Source organism: bacterium (assembly GCA_035528375.1).
GTDB lineage: Bacteria > RBG-13-66-14 > RBG-13-66-14 > RBG-13-66-14 > RBG-13-66-14 > RBG-13-66-14.
Map to the genome: position 1 here is coordinate 1 of DATKYS010000099.1, position 9,606 is coordinate 9,606.

Annotated in this window: 12 protein-coding genes; 7 read left to right on the plus strand and 5 right to left on the minus strand. The window is 64.6% G+C overall.

Annotation, left to right across the window (positions count from 1 at the left end):
* Positions 1–143 precede the first annotated feature (143 nt).
* The 6 genes from VM054_07680 to panB all read left to right on the plus strand — a co-directional run bounded on the left by VM054_07680 (position 144) and on the right by panB (position 4,676).
* Positions 144–1,010, plus strand: a complete 867-nt coding sequence (locus tag VM054_07680) for a tetratricopeptide repeat protein (GenBank protein HUT98939.1) — start codon at positions 144–146, stop codon at positions 1,008–1,010.
* On the plus strand, positions 1,000–1,371 hold the full coding sequence (locus VM054_07685) for a hypothetical protein (GenBank protein HUT98940.1): 372 nt from the start codon (positions 1,000–1,002) through the stop codon (positions 1,369–1,371). The genes VM054_07680 and VM054_07685 overlap by 11 nt, the downstream gene beginning before the upstream one ends.
* Before the next feature lies 1 nt (position 1,372).
* Positions 1,373–1,771 carry a hypothetical protein gene (locus VM054_07690; GenBank protein HUT98941.1) on the plus strand — a complete coding sequence of 133 codons (399 nt, stop codon included), beginning with the start codon at positions 1,373–1,375 and terminating at the stop codon, positions 1,769–1,771.
* Between the two features lie 376 nt (positions 1,772–2,147).
* Entirely contained in the window at positions 2,148–3,320 is a 1,173-nt protein-coding gene (locus VM054_07695; protein HUT98942.1) for an aminotransferase class I/II-fold pyridoxal phosphate-dependent enzyme, read from the plus strand.
* A gap of 2 nt (positions 3,321–3,322) precedes the next feature.
* The gene (gene folK, locus VM054_07700) at positions 3,323–3,844 is read left to right on the plus strand and encodes a 2-amino-4-hydroxy-6-hydroxymethyldihydropteridine diphosphokinase (GenBank protein HUT98943.1); all 522 of its coding nucleotides are present in this window, start codon (positions 3,323–3,325) and stop codon (positions 3,842–3,844) included.
* A 16-nt stretch (positions 3,845–3,860) separates the two neighbouring features.
* Complete coding sequence (gene panB, locus VM054_07705; GenBank protein ID HUT98944.1) at positions 3,861–4,676, plus strand: 3-methyl-2-oxobutanoate hydroxymethyltransferase; 816 nt, start codon at positions 3,861–3,863, stop codon at positions 4,674–4,676.
* A 251-nt stretch (positions 4,677–4,927) separates the two neighbouring features.
* On the opposite strand, the gene VM054_07710 is transcribed toward panB, so the two are convergent.
* The 5 genes from VM054_07710 to VM054_07730 form a co-directional block, all read right to left on the minus strand.
* On the minus strand, positions 4,928–5,104 hold the full coding sequence (locus tag VM054_07710) for a hypothetical protein (GenBank protein HUT98945.1): 177 nt from the start codon (positions 5,102–5,104) through the stop codon (positions 4,928–4,930).
* A gap of 22 nt (positions 5,105–5,126) precedes the next feature.
* The gene (locus VM054_07715) at positions 5,127–5,342 is read right to left on the minus strand and encodes a hypothetical protein (GenBank protein ID HUT98946.1); all 216 of its coding nucleotides are present in this window, start codon (positions 5,340–5,342) and stop codon (positions 5,127–5,129) included.
* Positions 5,339–5,533 (minus strand): hypothetical protein, encoded by a 195-nt coding sequence (locus VM054_07720; protein HUT98947.1) that lies wholly within the window; start codon positions 5,531–5,533, stop codon positions 5,339–5,341. Before VM054_07720 ends, VM054_07715 begins: the two co-directional genes overlap by 4 nt.
* A gap of 103 nt (positions 5,534–5,636) precedes the next feature.
* The gene (locus VM054_07725) at positions 5,637–7,856 is read right to left on the minus strand and encodes a DUF5916 domain-containing protein (protein ID HUT98948.1); all 2,220 of its coding nucleotides are present in this window, start codon (positions 7,854–7,856) and stop codon (positions 5,637–5,639) included.
* Positions 7,857–7,993: 137 nt separating this feature from the next.
* Positions 7,994–8,380, minus strand: coding sequence for a hypothetical protein (locus tag VM054_07730; GenBank protein ID HUT98949.1), 387 nt, complete (start codon positions 8,378–8,380; stop codon positions 7,994–7,996).
* Between the two features lie 88 nt (positions 8,381–8,468).
* On the opposite strand from VM054_07730, the gene VM054_07735 reads away from it, so the two are divergent.
* A complete protein-coding gene (locus tag VM054_07735; GenBank protein ID HUT98950.1) occupies positions 8,469–9,341 on the plus strand; it encodes a radical SAM/SPASM domain-containing protein in 873 nt (290 codons plus the stop codon).
* The last annotated feature ends 265 nt before the right edge of the window (positions 9,342–9,606 follow it).

Below are 9,606 nucleotides of genomic sequence, written 5' to 3' on the forward strand. Positions count from 1 at the left end.
CGTAGGGGCGGGTGTCCACACCCGCCCGCGGGCGACCGTGGACGGTCGCCCCTACGGGGTATTACGCTGCTTTGTTGCGCCGGGGCGTTACTCGCTTCGGGACAGGTCCGCAACCCGACGTCGTTGTTTATCGTAGAAGAAACATGCGCCGGTTCACCGTCTCACATCCGTCACTGGCCGCTTTAATCCTCTTTCCCGTCCTGTCGGCGATCCTCGCCGGCTGCGCTCCCGAGGAGCCCAAGACGGGTCACGGGATAGACGAGCTGGCCGCCCTGGTGCGGGACAATCCCGACGACCCGGAGCTGCGCTTCCGCTTCGGCCTGGCGTTTCTGGCCGAGGAGCCTCCGGACTGGGAGCAGGCCGGCATCCAGTTCGGCCGCGCCGCCGAGCTCGCCCCGACTTTCGCCGAAGCCCATTTCAACCACGGTATCTGCCTGGCCCGGACCGAATGCTACCCGGAGGCCGAGGAGGCCTTCCGGCTGACCATCAGCCTCGACCCGAACTTCGCCCCGGCCTGGATCAATCTGGGGGTCATCCACCAGATCAACCGGCGCTTCGATGAGGCCTGCGACGCCTTTCAGCGCGCCGCCAGCCTGGACCCCTCGTCCTACGAGGCGGCCTTCAATCTTGGGTGCGCCCGCGAAAACATGCGCGACCTTCCGGGCGCCGTCGAGGCCTACGAGGCGGCTATAACGCTGCGACAGGACCTGCCGCACGCCTACGGCAACGTCGCCCGACTGTACTACCTGGCCGGGAGGTACTCGGACGCCATCGCGCGGCTCGAGACCGCCCTGAAGCTTCAGCCCGACACGCCCGCCATCTACTACGACCTCTACCAGTGCTACCGGGCCCTGGGCGACATCGCGAAATCCGAGGAGTACTACAATACGGCGATTACCATTGACCCCCGCTACGCGGAAATCTACGGCGAGTCGAGGGAGTTCGTCAACCTCCCCCAGGAGCTGATGATGACGACCCCCCGCCCCGAGGAGGGCAAAGATGAAAATTAAACCCGTGACCGGCGTGCTGATGCTCGTCGCCGCCGTGGCGGCCGGCTACATCCTTTCCGTGGCCTGCTCCTACGACCCCGTCGGCATCACCAAGGAGGGAGCCGCGAAGATAAAGGTTTACGAGATACCCGGCTCCAACTTCCAGGGCAACCAGTACGAGGACTTCGCCGAGCTCCACTTCGACCCCAACAACGACGACACCTCCCCCATGGTCCTCATCTACACGGACCAGGACTCAGAGATGACAACCTGGTACCCGGTCTCCGCGAACGACTGGTACGTGCGCGACGGGGAGATGCATCTGGAATCCCAGGCCGACTGGTGGTACCGGATCGTCATCCTCTACCAGTTGGAGGAGTAAGATGCGCAACACGCTTTTAATCGCCTCAGCGGCGATCCTCGCCCTGGGTCTTTCGTCCTGCGGGGACCCGGAGACGGTCATCGAGCCCTTCGCCGGCTACGTCGCCTACGAATTCACCCGGGCCGAGGTGGAGGCCGGCAAAGGCTGGCTCCAGATTGCCGAGCTCGAGCACGACTCGGTGGACGATGCGCCCGGGGTCCAGGTCTGGGGCGACGGGGACCAGGACGCCGACGACGACGGCGATGGGCCGGGGGAGCCGTACACGCGCTGGGACCAGCTCGCGCCCGAGGATTACAGACTCCACGACGACCAGCTGTTCATCTACCTCTCCGGCGACGACTCCGAGAACAGCCGCCACTACCGGGTGGTCATCTCCCGCCGGAGCCTGAACCTGGACTAGGCGCCCTCTATCCCACTCCCTTCGGGGTACACCTTCGAGGGACGGGGCATGGAGTAGCTGCCGCATGTCCCCTCTCCCCGTGGGAAAGGGTCAGGGTGAGGGTCGAGGTCGGTAATGTTTATGCGGCGGCCCGCGGAGGGGCCGCCCTACGTCATCGCAGATTGGGGGTGAGGGGTGCCGCATGTCCCCTCTCCCTTCTAGAGAGAGGCTCGCCTACGGGCTAGGGTGAGGGTCGGGATTGGGAACGTGAAAGCGACGGGGATGGTATCTGCGGCCGAAGGCAGGTTCCCAACCCACACTCCCGAATATCGGCAAACTCCGACAACAACGGGGCTTTGCCGATTTGTTACAATAGCGGCGCCCGAAGGAGGGTCCCGTGGATGTCTCCCCCTCGCGTCGCCTCGCCTCCGTAAAGCCCTACATCTTCTCGGAAATGGCCCTCTGGCGCCGGGAGGCCGCGGCTAAAGGACTGGAGATAATTGACCTTGGCCGTGGAGGGCCGGACCTCGGCCCCGCCGCCGAAGTCGTCGAGGAGCTGGCCGTCACCGCGGCGGACCCCGCCCAGTACTCCTACACCCCCTACACCGGCTCGCCCGAGCTCATCGGGGCCATCCGCGACTGGTACTCCCGCCGTTTCGGCGTGGAAATTTCCGATGACGGAATCGTCCTCCTGCCCGGCAGCAAGGGTGGGCTCTCCCGGGCGAACCTGGCACTGGCCGACCCGGGCGATTTGGTGATTCTGCCCGACCCCGCCTTCCCGTCCTACCTGAGCTCGGCCCAGGTGGCTGGATTGGAGGTGCACCGGCTGGAGCTAAAGCCGGAGCTCGGGTGGCACCCCGAATTATCAGACATACCGGACGGGGTCGCCGGGCGGGCGCGCTTCATCATCCTCAATTTTCCCAACAACCCCACGGGCGCCGCGACGACGCGAAAATTCCTCACCGAGCTGGTGGAGTGGGCCGAGCGTACCCAGACCCTCGTAATCTACGACAACGCCTACCAGTTCGTCGCCTTCGACGGCCACGGGCCGCTCTCGATTCTGTCCATCCCCGGAGCCGTCGAGGTGGCCGTCGAGTTCCACACCCTCTCCAAGGCCTACGGCATGGCCGGGGTGCGCATCGCCTTCGCGGCGGGGCATCCGAGGGCGGTGGCCGCGCTGAAGAAAATCGAGATGTATTACCAGGCCGGCATCTTCGCCCCGTCCCTGGCGGCGGCCGTTGTGGCCTTGAACGACGGGGACCCGACCGTGGCCGAGGCGGTGGCCGTGTACGCCGATCGGCGGGAGAAGGTCTCGGCGCTCCTGGACGGGATGGGGTGGCGGCACGAGAAACCGGGCGGCGCCACGTACTTCTGGCTAAAAATTCCGGGCGGGGAGATGGACGACGTCGCCTTCTGCCGGGCGCTTTTGGAGAAAACGGGCGTCATCCTCACCCCGGGCTCGGCATTCGGGGAAGCGGGCCGGGGCCGCGTCCGGCTCTCTCTCACGCTGCCCAAAACATTGCTGGAGCGCGCCCTGGTCTTGATCGAGAAGCATCTCCGGGAACGGTGAGCGTGCCAAAAAGACAGGCCATCGTCGCCCTGGGGTCCAACTCCGGCGACCGACTGAAAAATCTGACCGAGGGTCTGGCCCGGCTCGCGGAAAACGGAGGCGTGAAGGTCGTCAAAGTCTCCGGCGTCTACGAGACCGAGGCCCAGGGGAAGGCCACCGGGGAGAGCTTCTACAACGCGGCGGCGCTCGTGGAGACCGCCCTCGACCCCGTGGAGCTCATCGCGCTTCTGGGGCGGACTGAGCGCAAGTTCGGCCGCGACGAGGACCGTAGACGGGAAGACGGCGGACGGCGGCTGGACCTGGACCTCATCTACCTGGGCGACGTTGTCTACGACCGGGACGGCATCGTCGTGCCGCACCCGCGCCGGCGGTGGAGGGACTTCGTCCTCGCGCCGGCGAACGAGATTACGCCGGGGTTCGTGGACCCCGAGGACGGCCTGACCGTGGCCGAGCTCTGGGAAAATCTGAAAAGAACCGGTGCCTCGCCACCCGAAAGAGTGGCGGAGATAAAGCAATTTCCCTAAGTGCGAGGGGGAGACGATGGGAACGGAACAGTCCATCGAGCGGATGACGGCCGCCCAGATTACCGCGAAGAAGGCAGATGGGGCAAAAATCGTCTGCCTGACGGCCTACGACTACCCGAGCGCCCTGGTCTGCGACGAGGCGGGGGTGGACCTCGTCCTCGTGGGCGACAGCCTGGGCAACGTCATCCACGGCGAGCCGACCACCCTCCGGGTTACGATGGACGACATGCTCTACCACACGCGCATCGTGGACCGGGCCCTGAAGCGGGCCATGCTCGTGGGCGACATGCCGTTCCTGTCGTTCTCTTTGGGCGAGATCGAGGCGGTGCGCAACGCCGGGGAGTTCGTCGCCTGCGGGGCGCAGGGGGTAAAAATCGAGTGGCAGCCGGGCATCGAGCGCGTGGTCGGGGCGATTTCCGACGCCGGCATCCCGGTGATGGGGCATCTGGGGCTGACCCCCCAGGCGATCCACCGCATCGGCGGATACCGGGTGCAGGGGCGCGACGCCGCCCAGGCCGAGCTGATGCTCCGGGAGGCGGAGAAAATAGAGCGGGCCGGGGCCTTCGCCATCGTGCTCGAGCTCGTCCCGACGGAGCTCGCGCGCCGCATCACCGGGGCCGTGAAAATCCCCACCATCGGCATCGGCGCCGGGCCGCACACCGACGGCCAGATTTTAGTCTTCCACGACATGCTGCACATGCTGCCCGGGAAGAAGCTCAAGCACGTGAAGCGTTACCTGGATGGCTTCGAGGCGATGGCCAGGGCGGTGGGGGAGTATTCCGACGAGGTGCGCGGGGGGAAGTTCCCCGGTGAGGAGCACGGGTTCAGCTAGACGCGCTTAGCCGGGATTATCAATGTCATTCAATAAAACGCACTCTTTAATGTAGGGCGGCCCTTCTACGGGCTTCCGTTTTTTCTATGTTCCCTACCTCGACCCTCACCTCGGCCCACGCCTCGCTGCGATGACGTAGGGACCGACCGACGGCGCGCCGTTCAGGTCGGCCCGTTTTCTATAAGGTGTCCCTCACCCCCATCCCCTCTCCCCATGGGAGAGGGGGGTTGCTTTCCATCGGGGGAAGGCCCCTACCGCTCCCGCTTGCGGGCCACCAGCCACACGATAATGCCGATGACCACCACCGCGGGCAGGGCGTAGATGACGAGGAATACCAGGCCCTTGAAGAGCATCCACGCGACCAGAATGGCCAGGATCAGGATGCCGAAGGCGATGAGCGTGCCCTTGCTACCAGTCAGAGGTTTCATCTTTCCTCCCTGGGCGGCGGTGCTACCGCCTCTTCGCGCGGCCGATGAGGTAAAAGACGACGGCGACGACGACGAGCGGCCCGAGAATCCACTTTAGAAGAAACCAAAACAGGCCGAGGAACAGGCCGAACACCCCGGCAATGATGCCTAACAGCGCAATGACGCCTATTCCGACCAGCGCCAGCGGGAACATCAACCCCGCCAAAAGGCACCCGGCACCCTCGGAACCTCCGGTCATCGCTTTTTCCTTTCCCGGCAGCGCACCACGATGTAGACGATCAACCCTACCAGTAAAAGCGGCCCCAGGAACCAGCGCAGGAAAATCCACAGCGACCAGAAGAAGGAGCTGGTCAGCGTGAATACGCCGACGACGGCCAGGAGACCGATTAATACTTTCTCGCCGATGGACATGCCGGAAGAACCGCTCATGACGGAGCCCCCGGGATGCGTGCCGCCCTGGTCATCAGCGCGAGCCTCCCGCCACCCGGCTCGAATCCCCTCGGAAAGCAAAGCCTGACCATTTCCGCCCGACTCAGATGTCCAACGCGAAGGTGAGCTTCAGGAACAGGATGTGCTCCGCCTCCTCGCGGGTCGTGGGCTGGAGGAGGTTGTACACCAGGTAAACGTAGCTGCCCGGGAGGTAGTTATAGGCCAGAAGGGCGTTGAGCTCCTCCCGTCCGCCGAAGGTGTTCCGCTGGCCGAAGACCCGCAACCACACCTCGTCTACGAACTTCGCGGTCATGCCGAGGTTCACGAACCAGTGCTGGCCCTCCCAACCGAGATCGTCCATCCCCGGGGCGCCGAGGATGTCCTTGTCCGCCAGCTTCTCGAACTCCACCCCCCCCTCGAAGGTCAGCCCCGAGAACAGCGCATAGGAGTACTCCAGCTCCCAGTAGTTGAGGTCGTACCCGTAGAAGTCGCCGCCGACGTAGGTCAGCCCCAGGCCCGAGTAGCGATCCAGGTTGAACCCCAGGGTGCCGGAGTAGGTACCGTTCTGGTAGGAGAAACGCTCGGTCTCGGTTATCTCCTCGGTGTCGTAGTTGTTCCAGTAGCTGCCGTAGAGCGTCAGCCCCCAGAGGAAGTCCACCCCGACGTATCCGCTCCACCCCTGGTAGGCCAACAGTTCGTCGGTGTTCTGGTCGTAGTGGTAGTAATCGCCGCCGACGTACACGTCCTTGAACCACCCCTCCCAGATGCCCCACAGGTACTCCACGTACGCGTACCCGCCCAGGGTGTCCAGGTCCGTGTAGGGCAGGTAGCCCATCTCGGCGTCGAAATTGGGCTGCACCTGCTGGCCCTGGATGCCGATCGTCCAGTTGGGGTCGTTCCACTCGGCGCCCACGTACCAGGCGTAGTCGTCCACATCGCGCTCGGGGTTGGTCTCGTAGGCGAACTCACCCGTGGCCTGGAGGCCGAAATCCGTGGCCCAGCTGAAATCCAGCCCCAGCGTGGTGTCGTTGAGCGGCTCGGCTGCCGTCACGTACTCCCAATCGAAGGGTCCGTGCGACTCGATGGTCATCCGCTCGCGCTGGTACTTGTTGATGGCCGTGAGCCCCACGGCGCTGGACTCGAAGATGTCGTGGGTCAGGCGCACCGCAGCCACGTTGGCGTTGAAACGTTCCCTCCACCAGTCGCCGCGGTAGTAGGAGAGGTCGGCCTTGTCGGCCACGGTGCCCTCCACGTCGAGGAGGTAGTAGCGCAGGCCGCCGAGCTTGCCGTAGAGCTTTCCGGCGTAATAGATGTCCTGGAGCCGCCGGGAGTAGAAGAGCTCCAGCGGCAGGTCGAACAGGGATTTGCCGTCGCGGAAGAAGGGCCTCTTCTCGTTGAGGTACAGCTCGTCGCGGGAGAGGTTCAGCTCGTCCAGGTCGCTCTCTATCTGGGCGTAATCGGGGTTGATGCTGCCCACGATGCTCATCGCCGGGAAGGGGCGGAAGTCAATGTCTATCCCGCCCGAGAAGGTATCCTCCACCCCGGTCTCGATGAGGGTGGGGTCTTCCCAGAGGATTGCGTCCTCCACGTCGTTCCACTGCCGTTTGGCCGTGCCGTAGGGCACGAAGCTGACGGTCACGGGGATCCCCAGGTCCCGGATGCCCTCCAGGCGGCCGAATTTGCTGACCTTGTAGAGGTTGGTGTCCAGGTTGCTCCAGATGGAGGACTCGTCGTTGGGAATCTCGTTGCGCCAGAAGTCTATCCCCCAGCCGTCGGTGGGGTCCACGTAGTGCAGCTCCCGCCAGGGTATTTTGAACTCGGCCACCCAGCGGTCCTCCTCGATGCCCGCCGCCGCCTTCCAGTCCCCGTCCCAGGCGCTGTCTATGTACTGGCCGTCCTGGGTGAAATAGGCGTCGTAGCGGGTACCCAGGGGGTTGACCACGAGCATGTACGCCGAGCGTCCGTCGTCGAAGGTGTCCAGAAAGATGGCGAAGGAGTCGTCCAGCCACAGGGGATCGTCGTGGTACACCATGTCGGCGACGATCTCGTCCACCTCTGTCTCGTAGCAGGCCACGCCGATGTAGAGGGCGTCCGAGTCGTAGAGCACGCGCACCAGGGTCTGCTGGGAGGCGGGCCAGGGGAGACCGATCCCGCGGTAAACGAAGCCCGTCGTCGCCTCGGCCTGCGTCCAGCCGATGTCGGTCAGGCGGCCGTCTATCAGGGGGGGAACCTGGGTCCGGACCGCCGTGACCTGGCGCGCCGAGACACCGGTCACGGCGCACAAAAGCGCGAACAGGAAAACGAATCGTACCGTGGTCTTCATCACGCGACCCCCGGGGCTTATCGTTTGTGGAACTTTTTGGGATTATAGCACGACGAACCGGACCATCTCCCCACGGGGATGACGGCCTCCGCAGCGACCCGACATGCCTCACCAAGAACCGCGTCTAAAGAGGCGGCCTACGTCCCCGCGCTCACACCACCGCCGGACGAGCAACCGGCGTGGACCTCGTAGCTGACCTCGACCTCGTAGTCCACCCTGGTGAACAGGGCGTTCCTGGCATACGCCTGACGGGCGGCTACCATGTCGGTCCCCGCTTCGAGGTAGAGGCGGTAGATCTGGCCCGAGACGTGCTCCATGCGGTTCACGTGCTGGGTGGCGTTGAAGGTCGTCACGGCCGTCATGTTGGCGCCTGGCACCAGCATGATGACGATCACCTGCGGCCGGGCGTGGTCGTGGTTGCTCGTCGTCTCGGGCGCGTCCGGACCCCAGACCTCGCCGGAATCGGCGCCGGTCAGGAGGATCAGGGCGACCAGCGTGAAAATCGAAATCAAGACCTTCCTCATTTCGCTCCTTCGTGGGGGTGGTTTTTCCCAACTCAAAGGATTAGTATACGGAAGATACCATCCGCATAGCAAGCCTGGGAACCGAACCATGGAAAACCCCGACCGCTTCAGCGACTTCCCCCCCGCGCCCCGGTTCATCCAGATCGAGACCACCACCGCCTGCAACGCCGCCTGCCCCTTCTGCCTTCAGAAGGACCTCGAGCGGGGCCCGGTGAGGATGGAGGAGCGGCTCTGGCGGAAAATCATCGGCGAGACCCGCGGCCTGGGCGTCACCTACCGCCCCTTCCTGCAGAACGAGCCGCTTTGCGACGTCCGGCTGGAGGAAATCGTCGGGTACATTAAAGAGGACCCCACGGCGCGGGTGGAGCTCAACACCAACGGCGAGCTTCTGCCCGAAAAGAGGGCGCGCGCGCTCCTGGAGCTCGGTCTCGACGAGGTCCGCTTCTCCATTGACGCCGTCTCGACCGAGGTTTACGGAATAACGCGGCCCGGCATAGACCGCGACGCCGTCTACGAGCGCGTCACACGCTTCTGCGAGCTCGCCAAGTGCACCGACTGCACCACCCACGTGCGCATGATCGAGATGCCCGAAAACGCGGGCGAGCGGGACGAGTTCGAGCGTTACTGGGAGCCGCTGGCCGACCGGGTGGAGCTCGTGCAGCTCTACCGCTGGCCCTGGTCCGGCCAGACCGAGGCCGACGTGGTCCTCAAGCCCTGCCCGAAGATTTTGGGCGAGATGTTCTTCTTCACCGACGGCCGGGCGGTGCTGTGCTGCTGGGATGTGGTGGGACGCGGCGTGATAGGCGACGCGAACCTGAACACCGCCCTGGAAATCTGGAACGGCCCCGTCGTGGGCGATTTGCGAAAAATCCTCGCCCGGGGCGAGCGGCGGAAAATCCACCTCTGCTCCCGCTGCGACGCCTACGGGCACCTGGACTGGAAGCCGCCGCAAAAGCGTTGACGCAATCCCTGTGTACGCCGGGAAGGATTCGGATGACCGTGGATGGTCGTTCCTGAATCGTGCAATTGCCGTAGGACGGGGATTCCTATCCCCGCCGTTTATTCAAGGCAGCCCTCACCACTGACTGCAATGATGTAGGGGCGGGTCTTTAGACCCGCCCTCGGGCCGACCTAAACGGCGCGCCGTCGGTCGGCCCCTACGTCTTGTGTTCGTTGGGCGTAGGGGCGGGTGTCCACACCCGCCCGATTTTTAAGGAAGCCCTCAC

What these genes read in the sequence shown, in the direction of transcription:
- VM054_07680 (HUT98939.1), top strand. Translation starts at nt 144, where the DNA reads ATGCGCCGGTTCACCGTCTCACATCCGTCACTGGCCGCTTTAATCCTC.
- VM054_07685 (HUT98940.1), top strand. Translation starts at nt 1,000, where the DNA reads ATGAAAATTAAACCCGTGACCGGCGTGCTGATGCTCGTCGCCGCCGTG.
- VM054_07690 (HUT98941.1), top strand. Translation starts at nt 1,373, where the DNA reads ATGCGCAACACGCTTTTAATCGCCTCAGCGGCGATCCTCGCCCTGGGT.
- panB (HUT98944.1), top strand. Translation starts at nt 3,861, where the DNA reads ATGGGAACGGAACAGTCCATCGAGCGGATGACGGCCGCCCAGATTACC.
- VM054_07710 (HUT98945.1), bottom strand. Translation starts at nt 5,104, where the DNA reads ATGAAACCTCTGACTGGTAGCAAGGGCACGCTCATCGCCTTCGGCATC.
- VM054_07715 (HUT98946.1), bottom strand. Translation starts at nt 5,342, where the DNA reads ATGACCGGAGGTTCCGAGGGTGCCGGGTGCCTTTTGGCGGGGTTGATG.
- VM054_07720 (HUT98947.1), bottom strand. Translation starts at nt 5,533, where the DNA reads ATGAGCGGTTCTTCCGGCATGTCCATCGGCGAGAAAGTATTAATCGGT.
- VM054_07725 (HUT98948.1), bottom strand. Translation starts at nt 7,856, where the DNA reads ATGAAGACCACGGTACGATTCGTTTTCCTGTTCGCGCTTTTGTGCGCC.
- VM054_07730 (HUT98949.1), bottom strand. Translation starts at nt 8,380, where the DNA reads ATGAGGAAGGTCTTGATTTCGATTTTCACGCTGGTCGCCCTGATCCTC.
- VM054_07735 (HUT98950.1), top strand. Translation starts at nt 8,469, where the DNA reads ATGGAAAACCCCGACCGCTTCAGCGACTTCCCCCCCGCGCCCCGGTTC.